The sequence below is a fragment of the Chryseobacterium gallinarum genome (assembly GCF_001021975.1).
In the GTDB taxonomy this organism is placed as follows: domain Bacteria; phylum Bacteroidota; class Bacteroidia; order Flavobacteriales; family Weeksellaceae; genus Chryseobacterium; species Chryseobacterium gallinarum.
Map to the genome: position 1 here is coordinate 2,583,361 of NZ_CP009928.1, position 20,133 is coordinate 2,603,493.

General features: G+C 31.6%; 20 protein-coding genes and 1 tRNA gene. 16 read left to right on the forward strand and 5 right to left on the reverse strand.

Annotated features, from left to right (window positions below; translation table 11 throughout):
* Positions 1-29: 29 nt before the first annotated feature.
* Together OK18_RS11605 and OK18_RS11610 are read right to left on the reverse strand one after the other, a co-directional pair.
* Positions 30-1,760, reverse strand: a complete 1,731-nt coding sequence (locus OK18_RS11605) for a DUF4209 domain-containing protein (RefSeq protein WP_053328088.1) — start codon at positions 1,758-1,760, stop codon at positions 30-32.
* The gene (locus tag OK18_RS11610) at positions 1,757-3,277 is read right to left on the reverse strand and encodes an LA2681 family HEPN domain-containing protein (RefSeq protein ID WP_053328089.1); all 1,521 of its coding nucleotides are present in this window, start codon (positions 3,275-3,277) and stop codon (positions 1,757-1,759) included. The genes OK18_RS11605 and OK18_RS11610 overlap by 4 nt, the downstream gene beginning before the upstream one ends.
* Before the next feature lie 277 nt (positions 3,278-3,554).
* On the opposite strand from OK18_RS11610, the gene OK18_RS11615 reads away from it, so the two are divergent.
* Positions 3,555-3,887 carry a hypothetical protein gene (locus tag OK18_RS11615; protein WP_228377594.1) on the forward strand — a complete coding sequence of 111 codons (333 nt, stop codon included), beginning with the start codon at positions 3,555-3,557 and terminating at the stop codon, positions 3,885-3,887.
* A 154-nt stretch (positions 3,888-4,041) separates the two neighbouring features.
* Entirely contained in the window at positions 4,042-4,470 is a 429-nt protein-coding gene (locus OK18_RS11620) for a JAB domain-containing protein (protein ID WP_053328090.1), read from the forward strand.
* A gap of 91 nt (positions 4,471-4,561) precedes the next feature.
* Here the strand turns inward: OK18_RS11620 and OK18_RS11625 are convergent, their stop codons facing one another.
* Entirely contained in the window at positions 4,562-4,783 is a 222-nt protein-coding gene (locus OK18_RS11625) for a helix-turn-helix domain-containing protein (RefSeq protein ID WP_053328091.1), read from the reverse strand.
* A gap of 100 nt (positions 4,784-4,883) precedes the next feature.
* Between OK18_RS11625 and OK18_RS11630 the strand changes: the two genes are divergently transcribed.
* From OK18_RS11630 to OK18_RS11640, 3 genes are all read left to right on the forward strand, one after another.
* Complete coding sequence (locus OK18_RS11630; RefSeq protein ID WP_053328092.1) at positions 4,884-5,312, forward strand: hypothetical protein; 429 nt, start codon at positions 4,884-4,886, stop codon at positions 5,310-5,312.
* 5 nt (positions 5,313-5,317) lie between these two features.
* Positions 5,318-5,722, forward strand: a complete 405-nt coding sequence (locus OK18_RS11635) for a hypothetical protein (RefSeq protein WP_156173272.1) — start codon at positions 5,318-5,320, stop codon at positions 5,720-5,722.
* A gap of 95 nt (positions 5,723-5,817) precedes the next feature.
* Entirely contained in the window at positions 5,818-6,225 is a 408-nt protein-coding gene (locus OK18_RS11640) for a hypothetical protein (protein ID WP_053328094.1), read from the forward strand.
* Here the strand turns inward: OK18_RS11640 and OK18_RS11645 are convergent.
* Positions 6,220-7,269: an AAA family ATPase gene (locus OK18_RS11645; RefSeq protein WP_053328095.1), complete on the reverse strand. Its 1,050-nt coding sequence runs from the start codon at positions 7,267-7,269 to the stop codon at positions 6,220-6,222. The two genes, OK18_RS11640 and OK18_RS11645, sit on opposite strands and share 6 nt — an antisense overlap.
* A gap of 154 nt (positions 7,270-7,423) precedes the next feature.
* On the opposite strand from OK18_RS11645, the gene OK18_RS21210 reads away from it, so the two are divergent.
* The 10 genes from OK18_RS21210 to OK18_RS11690 all read left to right on the forward strand — a co-directional run bounded on the left by OK18_RS21210 (position 7,424) and on the right by OK18_RS11690 (position 18,317).
* Positions 7,424-7,488, forward strand: a tRNA-OTHER gene (locus OK18_RS21210).
* A 354-nt stretch (positions 7,489-7,842) separates the two neighbouring features.
* Positions 7,843-8,067, forward strand: coding sequence for a hypothetical protein (locus tag OK18_RS11650; protein WP_053328096.1), 225 nt, complete (start codon positions 7,843-7,845; stop codon positions 8,065-8,067).
* A 715-nt stretch (positions 8,068-8,782) separates the two neighbouring features.
* Positions 8,783-9,928, forward strand: a complete 1,146-nt coding sequence (locus tag OK18_RS11655) for an ImmA/IrrE family metallo-endopeptidase (protein WP_053328097.1) — start codon at positions 8,783-8,785, stop codon at positions 9,926-9,928.
* Positions 9,925-10,422 (forward strand): DUF4411 family protein, encoded by a 498-nt coding sequence (locus OK18_RS11660; protein WP_053328098.1) that lies wholly within the window; start codon positions 9,925-9,927, stop codon positions 10,420-10,422. Before OK18_RS11655 ends, OK18_RS11660 begins: the two co-directional genes overlap by 4 nt.
* 710 nt (positions 10,423-11,132) lie before the next feature.
* Complete coding sequence (locus tag OK18_RS11665) at positions 11,133-13,061, forward strand: PEP/pyruvate-binding domain-containing protein (protein ID WP_053328099.1); 1,929 nt, start codon at positions 11,133-11,135, stop codon at positions 13,059-13,061.
* 519 nt (positions 13,062-13,580) lie between these two features.
* Entirely contained in the window at positions 13,581-14,345 is a 765-nt protein-coding gene (gene map, locus OK18_RS11670; RefSeq protein ID WP_050022068.1) for a type I methionyl aminopeptidase, read from the forward strand.
* Between the two features lie 119 nt (positions 14,346-14,464).
* Positions 14,465-15,166, forward strand: a complete 702-nt coding sequence (locus OK18_RS11675; RefSeq protein ID WP_053328100.1) for a hypothetical protein — start codon at positions 14,465-14,467, stop codon at positions 15,164-15,166.
* 207 nt (positions 15,167-15,373) lie between these two features.
* Positions 15,374-15,580: a hypothetical protein gene (locus OK18_RS21215; RefSeq protein WP_156173273.1), complete on the forward strand. Its 207-nt coding sequence runs from the start codon at positions 15,374-15,376 to the stop codon at positions 15,578-15,580.
* A gap of 95 nt (positions 15,581-15,675) precedes the next feature.
* On the forward strand, positions 15,676-17,256 hold the full coding sequence (locus OK18_RS11685) for a Na+/H+ antiporter (RefSeq protein ID WP_050022130.1): 1,581 nt from the start codon (positions 15,676-15,678) through the stop codon (positions 17,254-17,256).
* Positions 17,257-17,267: 11 nt separating this feature from the next.
* On the forward strand, positions 17,268-18,317 hold the full coding sequence (locus OK18_RS11690) for an MBL fold metallo-hydrolase (RefSeq protein ID WP_053328102.1): 1,050 nt from the start codon (positions 17,268-17,270) through the stop codon (positions 18,315-18,317).
* A gap of 80 nt (positions 18,318-18,397) precedes the next feature.
* Here the strand turns inward: OK18_RS11690 and OK18_RS20910 are convergent, their stop codons facing one another.
* A complete protein-coding gene (locus OK18_RS20910) occupies positions 18,398-19,237 on the reverse strand; it encodes a DUF4822 domain-containing protein (RefSeq protein ID WP_082129182.1) in 840 nt (279 codons plus the stop codon).
* 182 nt (positions 19,238-19,419) lie between these two features.
* Here OK18_RS20910 and OK18_RS11700 point away from each other — a divergent pair, with 182 nt between their 5' ends.
* On the forward strand, positions 19,420-20,133 hold the full coding sequence (locus tag OK18_RS11700; RefSeq protein WP_053328103.1) for a DUF434 domain-containing protein: 714 nt from the start codon (positions 19,420-19,422) through the stop codon (positions 20,131-20,133).

Here is a 20,133-nt window from a genome sequence, read left to right on the forward strand (position 1 = left end):
GTTTGTTATTCAAGTTTAAACTTTTTTTTTCAAATTTCAAATTGAAATCTACCTATTCTTAGAATACATAGTATTATCAAACTTATTGTTTTGAAATTATAATCAGCTGTTTTATAGAAACTATGGGCAATATTATTTCTAACATTAATGCCTTGTCGTGTAAAAACAAGTTTAAATAATTCTATTTCCGCTTCTTCATAATTCTCTTTTATAACTTTATGCTCAAGCATTTCTTCTAATAATATTTCTTCACTAACTCCATTTTTGATTTTTATTGTTGAGCCTCCTAAAAGCCTTATGAAATCTCTAAGAATTCCTTCAAACTTTAAAGTTAAAGAATCAATACTTAAAATGTAAAGATCTGTTTTGAGCTTGTTATGGATAGCTTGATGTTCAAACAGACTAAAAAAATTATATATGCCAGGTTGAAGCAATGTTAGCCAACTTTCTTCAATTTCTATATTTCCTTTATAAAATTTAGTAGGTTGTCCAAGCCATGTATTTTTGAGGAAGTCATTAAAGTTTTGATAATTTAAATGTCCATTAATAATTGATTTATAAAGTGTCTGTTCAAATATTGGCATAAAGAATAAGCTGTAGTAAGCTGATATATTTTCACTTAAATTATTCTTACTTCTCTTTTCAGTAGTATTATTATTAATGTCCATTAATATAGTATTGAAAACACCATCTAATAATGGTTTATTTCCTTTTTCAGTTGTTACAGTGTGTAAATTCTTAAAATCAGTTGCAAAGTATCCAATTATATATTCTGCACTTAATGTTGAAAGAAACGAGCTTTTGGAGTCAATGATTTTCCATAATAACTCTAATTCTTTACTGTCTTCACTTGACATGGAGAAGTTAGTTTTATTAAGATTTATATCAAATTTAATTTTAGTTAATTCTTCTAAAGTTCTTTCACTATCTTCAACCTTTCCAGCCAACTTTTCATATTCAGCTTTTTTTCTTAATAAATTTAGCTTGATAAAATCATTTTCTTCTCTATGATTAATTAAAATTTTCTCATTCTCAGCCATTAAAGAATATACTTCTTTTACCGAAAGCTTAGCCTTTTGAATTAAAGGGAGTAAAGTTTCAAGTCCATTTTTGTTGTGAAAATAGTATTGTATTTCTAATTTTACATAGTCTATATAATCCGAAATTATTATATTTAGTAATGCTGACGAAATCAATTTATTATCAACTAATTGCTCTAAATAGAAATAAAAATCATAAGGAGTTTTAATGTACAGTTTAAAAGCTTGAAGAAAATTTAAAAAATCTTCTTTTCTATATTTAGATTTTTCAACAATGTTTCTACATATAAGCAATAATTCATTGGCATCAATAAATGTGATGTTTTTAGAGTCAATACTTTTTTTTAGAATATCAAAAGTTTTGTCAAATGCCAATTTTGAATATTCTTGATTTTTAGTTTTATTCCAAAGGATAATAAGGTATCTTATTGTAATGTAAGGGTTTTGAGTATTTTCAATCCTTTCTTTTATATAATCTGTTTCATAATTAGAGAATAATTCATCAAAGACAATTTCTGGACTAAAAAATCTACTTATAAGTTTGCCTTTATTGAACATTAGTGAAAGAATTTTTCTTTCAATTTTAATAAGTTCTATCTCTTCATCATTTAATCTCTCATCAAACTTAATTTCAAGAACATAATCAGTGTCTTTTGTATTAATATCCTTAGTAAGTTCAAGTTTTTGGTACAGTTCTTTTAGGTTAGCTTTTTCCATCATTTTTTAAATTGATCATCTAAAGTAAATAATTGCATGCTTCCAAGTTCATTAGAGTTATATTCCTTTTTACCTTCTTCGATATTAATGAATAGAGAAGTATATATTATTGCAGCTCTAATTGTTTTCATTAGTTTAAATGTTTTATCTATGAAATCATTTCTGTCTATAACATATGTAAAATTATCTTTTGGGGTTCTTGAGTTTTCAAATTCGACAATTTTAAATGATTTATGTTCTATAAAATTTCTAATTGTAGATAGCTCTTTAGCTTCTGGTTCTAAAAATGAATGTAAATCTTCTTTTTCAAAAAAATCTTTGTAAAGCCAAAACAATCCTCTTAATGCCCAATTTTGACTTTCCATGATTATTGGATTTGGTTTTCCTTTCACATACCATATTTTTCTATAATTTACTTCTCTAGATTCAAAACCTAATTTTAAATAAGTATTTATTAAATAGGCAATTTTGTCCAAAATGGAATAAAATGTTCTAAATGCTATTTTACTTTTTTCAAGATTATAGGAATATGTTGAATAATCAAGAATGTCTATGATAGCATTTTCTCTATCAGAGAAATGAGGTTCTTGATTAGTAATAGAATCATAAAATAAATATCTTGCAGAGCAAAACTCTTGCTTAATTTGATTAAAAAACGAATGATAATTATAAATCTCTAAATCTGCTTTTTTTACAATAATTGTTGGGAGACACAATATATCTTGTGCAACAATGTCATCATTTATGATATCATTTAGTGGATTTAAGAATAATCTATTATTAATACACCATTTCCTATATTTTTTTTCTTCTAAACTTTCTCCTAAAGAATAATTGTCAAAAATATTTTCAGAATTCAAAAATGTATTATCTACTTTTTCTTCTATCCAAGAAACAATTTGTGAAAACGACATTTTAGCTTCAGGATAAATATCATTTGACATTATTGCTTTCTTTAAGTAATTATATGATTCTTTTAAGAAGTAAGCTTTGTGAGAATCATCATAGAGAACTTGTGCATAATGAAATAATCCAAACCCAAGATTTCCTATTGCCATTGGAAAATCTTTTTTAATACTTAATACTTTTTGCCAAGCATCTATTGCTTCTGAAAATCTTCCTAAATGGCTTAAATCATTACCTAAATTTGTCAATACTTCACATTTTCTAGAGACGTTTTTTGTATCTTTAGAATGAAGTAGAGCTTTTCTGCAATTTAGAATTTCTTGAACTAATTCTTCAGTTTCAAATTCCCAAAACTCTGGACTATTTAGATTTTGAATCATCATTTTTTTATAAGACCAAGCATTAGACAAATTGTAATAAAATGTCATTTTATCATCATCTGTAAAGTTATCTAAATTAACCATTGATGAAATTTTAATCCCTTTTTCTAAATCTTTAAGTGTATTTAATTCTCTTGAGTATTCATATATAGAACCCAAGATTAGATTAATTTCATTTGGCGTATTTTCATTTATATTATCTAACTCTAAAAAAGCTTTTAACTGATTTTGCATAATGATTAAATTTAGTCAAAATTACATTAGATCTACGCAAAGTATTTGCATACTTTTTATTATAAAAAATTTTTTTAAAAAAAATTAAGCTTTAGTTCTCTTTTGTTCCCCCCTATAAAAACCCCCACCCATCCTTGGGAATAGAAAACATCCCCCCACCAGTAATGATATAAACAAAAAATTCGCAGGTAGTAATACAATCAAGGTGATAGCTGATGTATTATTGCTCACAATTCTTTTGTTCCTGGTGTTTTTATCTAACTCAAAAATCAAAACAATGGTAACAATTATCAACTACAAACAAAGACAAAAAGAAGATGGTTCTACATTCTATGTACTAGAAGTTCAAGGAGGTATTGAAATGGTTATGAGCCAGACTACAAATCAATTCTATGCTACATCCAAAAAGGCTTCAATCACATCAACATTTGATGAACTTACTTGTCAAGCTCTGATAGGTACTCAGATGCAAGGAAGTATCATTAAGCAGGAATGTGAACCCTATGAATATACTGTTAAGGACACAGGAGAAATGATTATTCTCCATCACAGGTTTTTGTGTACTCTGCACAGGAACCAGGAAAGGAAAATACTGTTAATAAACAGGTAGTTAATAGCTTTGCTACTGATATGGAGTCTTTCTCTAAGAATGGAAAGCATGTAGAGTTTGTTTAATCTCAAATCATAGAATATCCAAATTTTACTGTAAAATCATATATAGATTTCAGTAAAGTTTGGATTTTTTTATAAAATATTACAATACAATGGAAATATTAGTCAGTTATAACACTAATAATCAAAGTAGAATAAGAATAACAAATCATAAAGAAGCCTATGAGTTAATTATTAAGAATTGGAATCTTAATATTATTGAATTTCAGGAAGAATGTAAGGTAATTTTAATGAATAAAGGAAACTATGTTTTAGGAATTTATGATGTTTCAAAAGGAGGTATAGATAGTTCAGTAGTTGATATAAGAATTATTTTAGCTGTAGCTCTTAAATGCAATGCTACTCAACTGATATTGGTACATAATCATCCAGGTGGAAATCTTAATCCAAGTAGTTCAGACATAAATATTACAGAAAAATTAAAGAAAGCATGTGAGCTATTGAACTTGTCTTTATTAGATCATTTGATTATTACAAAACATCACTACTATAGTCTCAATGATGAAAACAAGTTTTTATAATAATTATGTATATACTGCCTTACCAAGTTACCTATAAATTTCTATTTAGTTTTGATTTGAAAATAACAACAGATAGGTATTAATAGCTAATTTATACTTCAAAATTAAGAAGCTCAAAGACTTCAACTTCTAACTTTTGAGCAATAATATATAATGTATAAGCTGTAGGGTTAGTATTTCCAGCTTCAAGTCTGCTCATATTAGACTTTTCAAAGTTACAGAATGCAGCAAGCTCAACTTGTGATATTTTCTTTTCTTCACGAAGTTGTCTTATTCTTTTACCAATAGCAATCTGAAACTCTTTTTTATCCACTCTTTTATATTAATAGCCAAAAGTGGTCATAAATGATAATTTTAGGTTATCATTATTGATAACTTTAATATATTTGTTAAATTTTAAAAACTTACATTTTATGAGAAAATTAATTTTATTACTTATTGCACTATTAACACTAACAATATCTTGTAGTAATAATGATGACAATAACAATGATAATTCTACCTTGGTAAAGCTTGATAATACTGCATGGTCAGGAGTATTCTCTTCTACTGAAATTAAAATCATGACCAATAACACCATAAATTGGGATAATGAGAAGGTACAAGTTCAATTTAAAGAAAACAACAGTTTTAAGCTGTATGGATATGGAAAGAACTCACAGAATCAATGGATTATTAATAGTGGACCATATAATGGGACTTACACTTATTCATCTACTGGTACAATAAAGCTTAACTATGAATCTGGAGCTACTTTTAATCCCCTAAATAGTGGCACAATTTCAGGTTCTGTAATGACATTGAAAGTAGGAGATAACCAGTTTAAATTTAACCAGGAATAAAATATATGTCTACTTTATTATTTATCATCTCAACTGTTTTATTTCAGCTACCATTTGCAACTTATCAAGACACAATTAGAAGATTTAAAAGAATGCAGAAGTATAATCCAGATAAGGCTTTTAATTATGAACTTGAAAATGGCAAATTAAGTGAAAATACATTACTTCTTTTCCTGGTATTTTTCAGTGGATTTATAATTGCATTATTCCCTTTATATAAGGGTATTAACTTGCATTGGTTGATACTTATTATAAGCAATATTATCTGCCTGTATTTAGTAACACCTTTTATTGCATTTAGATTATATCCTTCTGAATTAATTTATGATAGAAAGATATTGCTCACTAAAACAGTTATGTACGTTGTTTTTGGAGTTATTTTTTATGTTGTAGGAAATAGCCTTAAATAGATTAATACTTATGGGATCCTATCATGAGTTAAGAGTAATTATAACTAATATTTAGCCACCATAAATAAGGTGGTTTTTTTATACCTGTAAACCAAATGAAAAATGAGATACATAAGCATCTGAAATTTAGGATTGGTGAAGAACAATGTAAACATGAGTTTAAGCTTTTTTATAAAGAAGAATACTGTTGTAAAAAGTATTGCTATGATGTATATGAGTTTGACAAGGTAGATAGTGAGCAATTATTTGACTTGAAAGTTGAAAAGATAATGCTGTATTATAATGCTGATGTATTGACTAAAATAGACTACTATTTCAAACCTTATTTACATACTAAATTAAAAGTATGGATAGAGCAGTTTATAGGTGTTGCCTATGAGCAGAAGCTCATTAACAATACATACTATTGTTCCTGGTATATTGGAAAGTATTATCTAATATTGAGAAAACTAGAAAAGGAAAAGAGAATTGTATTAAGTTATCAAAAAAGGAAAAAGCTATAATAATGTTACAGGTTCATCACTATTAACATTCTGGCTATAATCAATATTCTCAAATTCTTTCTCTATTATGTTAGTACTTTTCTGTTCTTTGATATAATTTGAAATTGAGGACTTACCTATATTATACCCTTGACTTTTTAGCTCTGTCTCTATCTGTCTTAAAGATTTGCCTTCTTTATGTAGCTTTTGAATAATAGGTAACATCAAATCTTTTTTAGGATTAGTATATGCAAAAGAAGCAATAGAATCACTTAGTACTTCCTTACCAGTGTCAAAAAACAATAGAGTGTCTTCATCAAAAGAAAGGATTTTAGAGTACTTTTTAAGTTTAGAAGAGATATAGTTACCTTTAGTAATAGTTAAAGTTCTTAGGTTTTCATCATTTGGAAATGGTTTTAGTTCAAGAACTACTCTCATTTTGGCTTCAAATGCTTGTGAGCCTAATACGTTGTCTTTGGAAGCAGAAAATTTACTGGCTTTCTTACCTGTATGATGGAGAAAGAGAATTAGACAATTGTAAGTTTTGGCTATTTTACTAAACTGATTTAAAAACTCCCTAACCTTTGTACTGGAATTAATATCACCACTAAAAATATCAGTAAAAGCATCAACTATGATTAAGTCTGTTGGATTACTTTTCAAGTCCTTTTCTAATACATTGAAAATATTATTAGGATTTGTTAGATTAGTGTCTACTTCAAAAATAAACCTTAGATGATTTAATAGATTAATATCTTTATTGGTATCTTTAATAATCTTTGAAATAGGTTTCTTAATTGAAATACTAGTAGAAGTTGGGTCATCTTCTGTACTGATGAAAATTACATTTTGATGCTGAGGAAAAAGCTTATATCCAATGAACTTGTCTAAACCTAATGAGACAGATATTGCTAATTGTCTTAATAGAGTACTTTTGCCAGTGTCAGAAGAACCAACTAAAGAAGCAAGTCCTATTTTAGGAAACAAAGGGTCTATTAGTTTGGGAAGTTCTTCATGCTCAAAATTGAATAGATTTAAAGCAGAGTAACTATTATTTTCAGTCATAATTTACATATAGAATTAATACACTATAATTACATTAGGATATATATGTCCAATGTCCATTTTATTATAGGTTGGACAAATATAAGAAAAAGGCATACTTATAGGCATACTTTAATTATTAATAAGTTAGTAATTAATCTGTATTGTGAATTTAATCAGTTGGTTAGAGCACCTGACTCATAATCAGGTGGGTCCCTGGTTCGAGCCCAGGTGGGACCACGGTTTTGAAGATAGATAATTCTTCGAAAATTTTAAAAAACCCTATTTTTAGGGGTTTTTTATGTTTTTAAGTTATTATTTGTAGACAAAAATAGTCATCGTTCCCAAGATGACTTTCCCCTATCGTTTCCCCCTCAGATTAAACAGCAGTAGTTTCAAAAGATACTATTACCTGATTCTGGTATAATATGACCTACAGTCAATTTAGGCTGAAAATAAAAGTAAAAACATAAAATATTGATTATTAGCAAATTAAATTTTAATATTTGAAATATTATACCTAATTAGCTGATTTTTCTTCTTCAAAATCTCTATTATAGTTATTGAGAATATAAACAAACAAATATTTTCGTTATGAATAACTATTCAATCAAAATTGTCAGAAGAATTAAAAGTATTACACCAAATGTTTTTTTCGAGGAATTGTTGCCTCAGATGAAGAAGGAAAAACAATCAAAGTTTAAAAAAGAATACAGAGACTTTTATAATGATTATGAGCGAAAATTCAGACATGGTTTCAAGGAAGAATTTCGAGCTAAATTAGACGAGAAAATTGAGTCATTACTCAGAAGCTCTTAGTATAAAGAGTAATATAATACCTAAATTAAGTATAAATATATATAGGGTAAGGGTATAAGGAAGCAAGGAAAATTTCTTGTTTAATTAAATAAAATAATATTAGACTGTCGTGTAAAGAATAAGATAGAGAATTTGCAATAGCTCATTAAGCGGTTTGCTTTACAAGCTGTGTTAAAATTAATAAACACGAGGAGGTTAATTAATAAGGCAAATTTCGATGTTCTTTTTCCGGTAATATATTTTCCTATTATTATGCTTAAAAGAGAATTTTTACCCTTTAAATATTGATGATAAAATTTGCTAAATGCCCATTAAGCATTAAAATAAAAAAAGTAATATTATTAAATTTCATAAATATACATTCTGTATTATAAATAAGTAAGGGAATGCTTGCACATTCCCTTTACCAATCATTACTTTTTAGGGCAACTTTTGGGTTTACTTCTGTAAAAGTATTTTCTTCCATCTTTCGTAGGTTGATGAACTTTTACAAATTTGTTTGGTTTACTATTCGTAGCCATTTCAAATTGTATTTTTGATTAAACAATATGACAACTTTAGCTGTGTCATCTCTCAGCCATTTCAGATGTCTGATGATAACATGATTAATAAACCATTGCAATTATACAACTTATATTGTAAATTATGGTAAAAACAAATATAATTATAGAAAATAAATACCCACTGATTTAAAAGATTGTATATATTTGTCAAAATGAGTACGAGAGTAGAAAATATTAACAGCGAGATAATTGAATGGGCTATTATGAGAAATGGTAATAGCTTAGATGAATTTTTCATAAAAAATCCGGAAGTCAGAATGTGGATCGAAGGAGAGAAATATCCTACTGTTAAACAACTCGAAAAATTTACTCATAAAGTGCATGTTCCTTTTGGTTATATGTTTTTACCTAATCCTCCTGAAGAAACAGTTCCATTACCTTTTTTTAGGACACTAAATGAAGGAGGTGATAATACTATAAGTTTAAATGTTTTTCATACTGTTCAAATAATCCAAGAAAGGCAAAATTGGCTAACAGAATATTTAGATGATTTAGAGCTTCCTGATTTAGATTTTGTTGGCAAATTTAATGTACATGATGATTATAGAGAAATTGTTCATGACATAAAAAGTACTTTAGGACTAGCTGATGATTGGGCATCGTATCATAAGAACTGGGAAGATTGTTTAGAATTTCTAACAAATAAAATCGAAGAGTTAGGAATTATCGTAACATTTAATGGTATTGTTGGTTTAAATACTCATAGACCTCTTGCTGTAAAAGAATGTAGAGGTTTCGTTTTGGTAGATAGAAAAGCACCGTTTTTATTCATTAATTCTGCTGACGCAAAATCGGCACAGATGTTTACTTTGATACATGAATTAGCTCATGTTTGGTTGGGAGAAAGTGCTGGATTTGATAATCAAAACCTTCTACCTGCTGATCATCCACTAGAGATTTTGTGTGATAAAATTGCAGCAGAATTTTTAGTCCCAGAAACTATTTTTAAAGTATTTTGGCATAAGAATAAAGATTTAAGATCTTTAAGTAATAGATTTAAAGTTAGTCAAATAGTTATTGCTAGGAGGGCATTGGATTTAAAGCTAATTTCAAGAAAAGATTTTTTAGATTTCTATAATATACAAATGCAGGAGTTTAGAAATTACAGAGAAAAATTAAAAGATTCAGATGGAGGAAACTTTTATGCTACTGCTAAAAAAAGAGTGAGTTTGAGATTTGCTTCGTTTGTAGAATATGCTTTGAAGCAGAATAAACTCTTATATAGAGATGCATATAAATTGACTAGTTTGAAAGGGGATACCTATAATAGATTTGTAAACGAATATTTGTATAAGTGAAAAAATATTTATTAGATAGTAACATTTTAATTCAGGCTCATCGAATGCATTATCCATTTGATGTGTTTCCATCATTTTGGAGTAAACTAATAAATTTATCTGAAAACAATTTTATTCTAAGTATTGATAAAGTAAAGAAGGAGATATGTGAAATTTCAAATCCAGATAATTTATCAAATTGGTGTATGAATGATATTCATGATACATTTTTTGTTGATACGAGTTCTTGTGTTGATGCATATTCTCAAATAGCTATTTGGGCTAACGCAAATACACAATATACCCAAAATGCGAAAGATGAGTTTTTACAAACTGATTTAGCTGATCCATGGCTAATAGCTTATGCATTGAAGAATAATTGTAAAATTGTTACTTATGAGAATAGTGATCCATACGCTAAAAGAAAAATAAAAATTCCAGAGCCTTGTAATCATTTTGGAGTTGAGTTTACAACTCCAATTCAAATGATGAGAGAATTAGGTGATACATTTTAATTAATCTAATGTTATTTAATATACAACATTAGTAAAGATGTAGCGTTTATAGTTTTCCATAGTTTTAATATAGGTATTCATTAAAGTTTAAATTTATTATTTACATGGTTTAAAGAAAATATTTCCCCTATAATTTCCCCTTTGTAAATACAATTGCTTGAAATATCAATAAATAAAGGGAAAAATAAAAAATATTCGGGCCCAGGTGGGACCACTACAAAAACTCGACAAGCCCCTATGTATGGGGCTTTTTTATTTCCAAAAATCACAACGCTGAAATATACGCTTAAACTTCTCCGCAAAAGCTTTGCTGGATTGACTGAACCTTCAAAACAATTCCGCTAACATTTATGATGATTTTTATATTACTCTTGAAGGCTTCACAGGATAAAAACAATACTTCAATTACTTTACGTTTAGTTGATGTAGATTGCTCAGAGAGGGGACAGTCTTTTGGGAAAAATCATTAAAGCAGTTCCTGGATGGTGATATTTTAAATTCTCTGATAATACAAAGTTAGAAAGTTACAGGAAATTGTAGAAATACAAAATTGGATTTTGGTTCTGATGCAAAAGTTGTAAGCCCTTGGGAATAGAGAAAACAGAAAAGTCTAAAGCTAAATTCTGATAATTCAACATAAAAAATCCCTTAATGGTGATTAATTTTCTATATTTGACTTAGATTTATTAAAATAATCATCAACAATAAATATGGCAATTGATCTGTATAAGGCAACAACTAAATCTTTAGTAGGAAATAAAGCATTTAATTTAATGAAAGTCGCTAAGGCGGGAATTGCTGTTCCACCAGGATTTGTCGTTAATAGTGCTGAAAATCTTTCAGATAAAAAACTTATAAAATTGTATGATAAATTTATATCTCATGGAAAAGCTTCAGTTAGGTCAAGCTCTGATAAAGAAGATGGAGAAAAGAAATCAGCAGCAGGTATTTATAAAACATTGCTAGATGTTTCTTCTGCTGAAATAGGGATATCTCTTCAGGCAGTAAGAGAATATTCTAGAAAAAGTAAAAATATCCCCGTGATTGTACAAAAGCAGATTGATCCAAAGATGTCTGGAGTGGCTTTTTCAATAAATCCAGTTAATGGAGACAATGATATTTACATTGAATATAACAAAGGACGATGCGAGAATATAGTGTCTGGAAGCATCATCCCCAAAACGGTTTCCTTAAAAAAGAAATCTTACGAAGATAATGGAGACATCCCTTTAACATTGTATGAATACATAATTCGTCTTGAGATGATTTTTAAAGAGCCAGTGGATATTGAGTGGTGTATAGACCATGACGAAAAAGTATGGATATTACAGTGCAGAGCTATAACTGTGATCCCATCTGATTCTTTTCGATATGCATGGTCAACACACGAACCACTTTGGGCAATGGAGCAGGCTTTTAAAACAAGATGTGAAGATGAGGAAAATGAGAGTAGTGAACTTTATCTTCATAGGGAAATTATTTATAGCAGAGATTCAAGCGGAGCGTTTGATTGCTACATTGGGTTGAATGACCACATTTCAGCATTAAAATATTCAATGAAAGTACTTTCTAAACAATATGATGATATTGATCCCATTGAATGTATTGAACGTCCAAAATCATTTTCAAAAGATACTGCTATTGATTATTTCAAACTGCTATCATCACATTACTGCAAATATATCCGGTATTATATGCGTTCAGAACCTATTGTAACTGATATCATTGAAAGGAAGTTGTTATTAAGGTGGTCTCATAATGAAATTGCAGAACTGTTATCAGCTGGTAACGATGACTTAATGTTTCGTGAGCAAGAAGACTTTTCATCTTTAAATGACAATAGTGATTGCAGTATACTTAACCACATAAATAAATACCCTTACCTTGCTATTAACTACAAAACTAAAAAAGAAATGATAGAAGGAGTGAGAGGACAGTATAAAATAAAGGATAAGAATAAGAATAAGAATAAGAAGGATAATTTTCAATTGAATCTGGATAGTGATTTAATTTTTTTAAAAAAATTGTCAATTGAAAGAATGAATGTAAAGAAAGGTTGGGCTGGAGTTTATTTTTACATGTTGGAACTAATGGAGTGGATTTATGAAAACTACAATGTATCTCAGAGTGATTTATATCAATATTACCTTACTGATGACATCGTGGCATTAATCAAAAACAATATTAAGCTGTCACAGGCAGAGAAAAATAAAAGGAACCTCGGTGTGTTAATGAAAAGAAAGAAAAATAAACAAATGACACCGCGCATTTACTTTGGTAAATCATTTGAGAGTAACTATTCACCCACACCATTATTAAACAGCATCCTTTTTGGAATACCATCTCTAAACAGAAATGTTCATGGTATTGTGAAGGTAATTAATTATAAATCAATAGTGGATCCTCAGGATTACATTGATAAAATAATTGTCACGGAAATGACGCAACCTAATATGGTAGCCCTGTTCAGAAAATGCAAAGGGATCATTACAGATGAAGGAGGGATATTGTCACACGTTTGTATACTATCAAGAGAATATAATATTCCTTGTATTGTCGGAACATCAAATTCGACTAAGATTCTCCAAGATGGGGATGAAATTATCATGTGGGCGGATGGCCATATTTCTTATGAATAGACCCCTGAATTCATAGAGTCAGAGCAGCGATTGAAAAAATGGGTAATGCTTGTAAGACGGAACCCTATCCAATTCAATATGGCATAGAAGCAGATAAAGTAAAGCCATTATTTATATTTTGTGAAACTATTTCTAATTACTTATCAAAAGATATTTATATTTTTTGTGAAGTGACAAATAATTATTCTCTATTTTATAATTCAAATAGTAATGTTTGAAAACAGAGATAATGAACTAAAAAGAAATGCTGCAATTTGAACATCAAGAGTATTTATTGGATTTAGGGTGAAGACTGATCAGTAAAAATAAAGCTACTATCTTTTTTGAGACAAGAAGCGTATACTTCTTTATTATATCACTTTAATATTTCACAAAGCAGAGGTCTAAAAAGGCACTTTCTTTGGCTTTCGGTGTATTAGCAAGTCCACAAGGCATTTTTGAAATATACTTATTCAGTATTTCCGTAACTTTGTTATACAGTTGATATTTAAGAATTTTAAATCCATAAAAAACAATACGATGTCTATCACCAACGAATCTGAATTAGCCGGAATGCAAAAAATAAGTGAAGCAGTTGCTTATACTTTGAGGGAAATGACTCAATATGCCCGTCCGGGTATGACAACGAAAGAGCTTGACGAATATGGTGGAAAAATACTCGCTGATTTCGGAGCGAAATCAGCACCCTATCTGACCTATGGATTTCCCGGGTGGACCTGCATTAGTGTAGATAACGAATTCTGTCATGGTATTCCTACGGATAACAGGATTCTGAAAGAAGGAGATCTGATCAATATAGATGTATCAGCCGAGCTCGATGGATATTGGGCAGACAATGGAGGTTCTTTTGTAATTGGAAAAGACATCAATCAACACCAAAAACTGGTAGATGCTTCAAAGGAAATCCTGGAAAAAGCAATCAGTAACATCAGAGGTGGTGTAAAAATAGCGGATATCGGTTTCTTAATGGAAAATGAGGCAAAAAAAAGAGGCTATAAAGTGATTAAGAATCTTGGTGGCCATGGAGTAGGAAGAAGTCTGCACGAAGAACCTGATGAGTTGCTGAATTATAAAAACCGCTTTGATACAAGACGCTTTAAAAAGAATTCCGTTGTAGCCATTGAAACATTTATTTCAACATCCTCAAATCTGGCAGTAGAGCTTAAAGACGGCTGGACTATGGTAGGAAATAAAGGTGGCTACATGGCCCAGCACGAACATACCATTGTTGTAACAGACGGAAAACCTGTTATCTTAACAGAAATGAATGGTATATTGAATTGATAATATATTGTGTCGGCTTAACAATCTACAATTGACAAAAACATTTACATTTTTGTAAGTGTTTTTTTATTTACATTAATTGTATTAAATTTAAAAAGCTAACCTCAAAAAACACATTTATGAAAACTTTTGATGAAGATTTTAATGACTTCAGACAAACCTGTACATTTGAAAAATTATTTCTTAAAGAAACATTTTCACCGAGAAAAAAAGATCAGCTATTATTAATTCCCTTCGTTTTTGCTATAGCAGGCTGTATTTTACTGTATTTTAATTGCTGGATATGGGGAATTCTGTTGGCAATACCCGGCTTTTTAATCTTATTTTATTATATCATCCTTGTACAAACCAAACAAGCTAAGAGAGAATTAAAGAAGAATAATTTACCTTTCTCTACGTCATTTTATAAATGGAAAGTTCCTGTGCATGATGGAATGAGAATCAGGGAAGTGGCCAAACTTTATAAGGATACCAGCGATGATGTTATTGTAAAAAGAATCAATATGGCGAAGGAAAAAATCAAAACTGACAAAAGTGAAATATTTATAGACATTCAAAACATTATAAGCTTTTTTGGAAAAAATTTCATAACCCTTTTTCTAGGTTTTTTCATGGGATTGTATAGTAAATCTGACCTTTCTGATGAAAATTTTGAAGCGTTAATGTCAGCCGTTAAGTTATTGTTTTTCTACGGCTTAATAGTAGCTCTGATGTGGGTGTTTTTTATTAAAAAGAACTTCACGGATATGAATAAGAATAAGAATGAGCAGTATTCCGATTATATTTTCGTATTGGAAAATGTATTGCTGCTGAGAATGTAAGGATGTATCAGATTCTTCATTTGAAGGTATTGAACACCCGATTAATGGCCATGTCTTATTTTCAATTTTGTAGCAAAGAGCTCCTGTGTAATGCTGCTGCTATTTTTTATTTGTATTATTTTGATGTTTATAGATAGTGATACTACCAAGGTTCTATTTAATGAAACAGATCCGGGCTTTTCCTATTACACAAAAAATAGAAGGGCTTTGAGAGCGAAATTTATTGAAGGAATTGCGTACTTCAGGCCGGATTTGAAAATAGACCCTTTTGTATTTGAAGAACTCTCTATACATCCGGAAAAGTTTACATTGGATGTGAAAAGGTATATGAAACATATCCTCCAATATGCGGTTATGGCGGGCATCTTCTTATTCGTATGCTTGATGCTCATGTTGGCTATAGTAAAAACCTGATAAAAATAAACTGTAAATATCTTCGCTTTCCTGAGATAAAGAAGAATATTTCTCAAAAAATTTTTAATTTGGTTTAAAATTAATTGAAAAAACAGATGGTGGAAAACTTTATTTATTACCTGGGATTGGTTCTGGTCATTATTGGGGCTATTATGCTGGCCAATCGTTTAAAAGTAGCGTATCCTATTATATTGGTTATTGCAGGGCTGCTGATCAGTTTTATCCCCGGACTGCCGGTTATTAAAATTGACCCCGAGCTGATATTCATTATTTTTCTGCCTCCGCTTTTATATGAAGCTGCCTTTGCCGTATCCTGGAAGGAAATATGGAAGCTAAGGAGAATCATTACCAGTTTTGCTTTCATTGTGGTATTTCTTACGGCAATATCGGTAGCATTTGTTGCCAATTCATACATTCCCGGATTTTCACTTGCATTAGGCTTTGTATTAGGAGGAATAGTATCACCACCGGATGCAGTAAGTGCAGGAGCTATTTTAAAATTCGTAAAAGTTCCTAAAAATGTTTCTACTGTCTTGGAGGGGGAAAGTTTATTCAATGATGCTTCCTCACTGATTATTTTCAGATTTGCAATGGTGGCCGTAGCTACAGGGCAGTTTGTATGGCAGGAAGCAGCTTTGAGCTTTGGCTGGATGGTATTCGGCGGGCTGGGAATAGGCGTGATGTTGGCTTATATTTTCCTGAAAATTGAAAAAATATTTCCTACAGATGTCAATATGGATGCCATTCTCAGTCTGGTAGCGCCTTATGTTATGTATATTGCGGCAGAAGAAGTTCATGCTTCCGGAGTGCTGGCAGTTGTAAGCGGAGGTTTATTTCTTTCCGTAAGGAGACATGAAATTTTCCGCACCTCAGAATCGAGGTTAAGAGGCTCTAATGTCTGGGAAAGCTTTGTATTTCTGATCAATGGAATTGTATTTTTGCTGATCGGATTAGATCTGCCGGAAATTATGATAGGATTGGATAAAGAGGGAATCGGCTTATCTGAAGCGGTAGGCTATGGGTTGTTGGTAACCGCAGTGCTGGTCATAGTCCGTTTCCTGGCTTCCTTCGGAGCTGTTCTTATCACTCTGATTATGCGGAATTTTATTAACGTGGCAGACAGGGATCCGGGGATGAAAGCACCGGTACTGATGAGTTGGACCGGAATGCGTGGGGTGGTTTCCTTAGCTGCAGCATTATCCATTCCTGTTGTGATGGAAAACGGACAGCCATTCCCACATCGGGATTTTATTCTCTTTATCACTTTTATTGTGATTCTTGCTACTCTGATTATTCAGGGACTCACATTACCGGCACTGATCAGGAAACTCAATCTATCCGATACCAATGGAGGATATATGTCTGAAGAAGAATCGGAATATTTTCTGCGGAAGGAAATGCGCCGCATAGCCTTGAAATACCTGAATGAAAATTACAAAGATAGGCGAAATGAAAATGAATATTTCAACAGGCTGATGGACCGGTGGGAACAGGAAGATAAAGAAAACTCTGTGCACAAGCTTTCAGATGAGGCTAAAGAAATCTATTTCGAAACCCTTGAACAACAACGGATCTGGCTCCGGGAAGAAAACAGACGCAACCCGAATATTGATGAAGAATACATAAGACATTATTTAACAAGACTGGACCTTGAAGAAGAAAGGCTCAGAATGTAAAAATAAATGGAATGAAAAATTTAAAAAAACAGTTCGGGCAGTTTCCCGATGAAAAAAGAAAAGAATATTTTAATACACTTCCCAATTATCTGAACGGGAGATTTCAGAATATATTGACAACACCTCCTCTATTGGAAGGAGAAAGTATGACAAAAGTACTGCTTCATACCCTGTGTAAGGTGGAAAATACATCACCTAAAAAGGCACTTCCGTTTGTAATAACAGATCTGAAAAACCTTCAGCCTGACGAAAATGTTTTGGTTTGGTTCGGGCACAGCTCGTATTTTATACAGGCAGATGGCAAAAAATTCCTGATAGATCCCGTTTTCAGTGGGAACGCTTCCCCGATGCCGGGTTCCGTAAAAGCTTTCCAGGGAGCCGATTACTATAAGCCGGAACATATGCCGGATATAGATTTTCTGCTTATTTCACATGACCACTGGGATCATCTTGATTATAAAACCGTTCAGGAAATAAAAGATAAGGTCGGTAAAGTTATCTGTGGCTTAGGTACCGGCCAGCATTTTGAATACTGGGGTTGGGATTTTGACAAAATCATTGAAAAAAACTGGTGGGAAAGTATAGATCTTGCAGAGGATTTCAGAATCACCCTTACACCGGCACGGCATTTTTCCGGCAGATTGCTGAACCGTAACATCTCACTCTGGACTTCCTTTGTTTTAAAAACTCCCACAAAAAACCTGTTTTTAGGAGGTGACAGCGGATATGGAAACCATTTTGTAGAAATTGGAAACAAGTACGGTCCTTTTGATCTTGCTGTTATGGAAAACGGACAGTATAATGAAAAGTGGCCTTATATTCATACTTTACCGGAACAGCTTATGACAGAATTACAGGAGCTTAAGGCCAAAAACTTTATTCCGGTACATCATTCAAAATTCAAACTTGCGCAGCATGTATGGTATGAGCCCCTGGAACTGGCTGCCAGATATGCCGGAGAAAACAATATTAAAATCACACTTCCAAAAATCGGAGAGAAAGTTGATCTGAACCGCCTGGACGATACTACATGGTTAAATTGGTGGGAAGAATATAGGTAAGAAAATAGTAGGCTCCGGTGTTGTATAAAAATAAAACCCGCCCATCAGGACAGGTTTCTCCTTATTATCAAAAAATTAGATTACTGAGGCTCCTTATGGTTTACCTTAGTATGAATGATGTCGTAAAATACAGCAGGATTGCTAGCATCAGGTGTAATTCTGTAAGTGAATGTCGTTTCGTTAAGCACCAGAATATCCACTACACGGGTGAAAGTTGCTGTTGTAATGGTTCTCTTTTTTCCGTCCGGCGATATGGACCATGTTCCTTCAGATCTCAAAACATCGTTCAGTCCGAAAATTTTGAAGGTTCCGTTAGCCTTAAAATAAGAATATCCTACATAACCAGCCACACTATTATTATCTAGCGCTACGTTGTTCCCGTCTTTATCTTTAGCCCCTGTAGTTTCCCATGGGGTAGAAGCCAAAGTAAGCTGTCCGTTGCTTGGCTCAGCGTGAGAAGTTCTTGTATGGATGATATCATAATAGATAGTCTGATCATTGGCATTAGGACGAATTCTGTAGGTGAATTCATTTTTATTTAAAACCAGAATCTCAACATCGCGGGTAAAGATAGTCGTTCCGTCCGGGTTTAATGACGCAATGGTTCTTGTTTTTCCCTGGGCATCTACAGACCATGTTCCCATTGATCTCAAAACATCATTCAGGTTGTAGATGGCAAAATTTCCGTTTGTCCTGAAGTAAGCAAAACCAACATATCCGGCAACACTGGCATCCGTTAACGCCACATTATTTCCATTTTTATCTTTAGCTCCCGTAGTTTCCCATGGAGTAGAAGACAAAACCTGTGAAGGAGTTTGCTGTTCTACAGTAATCTCGTCATCATGATCAGAACATGCTACGAAAGATGCAGACAGAAATGCCGCTGCCAATAAATAAGATAATTTTTTCAGTGTATTCATACATGGATTTTTAAGTCTTTGCAAACTTATCCTTAATAAATAGTATAACGTTGTATAAAATATCTCTTTTGTTGTCGAAAATATAACAAATAGGAAATGACACCGTTAAAATAATATTGACATCCGGTTACCCAAAGTCTCTTCCAGCTTTTGTACCTTTTCCAAAAACTCTATTTTTGGATATGAATAACAGAAACCGTGGAAAAAATACAGGAGATGACACTTTATTTGCTTCCGAAAAGCAAATCAGTAAACTAAAATCTGCTGTTCAGGATATGCAATACCTGCTCACGAGAGGGTATCCTGAAAAAGCTTCAGCTGAGCTGGCAGGAAACCGGTATAGATTTAAATCGCGCCAGATACAGGCTTTAAGAGGAGCTTCAGCATCAGAAATGCAGATTAAGAACCGGAAACTAAAACGGTTAGAAGCTGCAGACCTGAAAGAAAAGAACGTGTATCTTGATGGGTTCAATGTTTTGATTTTGCTGGAAAGCTTATTTTCCGGAGCTTATATTTTCGAAGGAGCAGACGGCTGTTTCCGTGATTTGTCCGGCGTTCATGGAACATATAAAAGAGTAAACCAGACAATGAGTGCAATGGATGCTGTGGCCTTATTTTTCAGAAAAAATCAGCTTAAGAAGCTGGTGTGGATCTTTGACCAGCCGGTTTCCAACAGTGGAAGAATCAAACAGCTCATTCTTGATTTTGCGGTAGAAAATAATCTTAACTGGGAAGCAGAATTACAATATAATCCGGATAAATTCCTGGCAGAAAGCTCTGAAATAATCATTTCCTCCGATGCCTGGATTCTGGATCATTGTAAAAAATGGTTTAACCTCATCGGATACCTGATCGAAGAGGAAAACCTTTCTGTGAATCTAATCAGAATGCTGTAA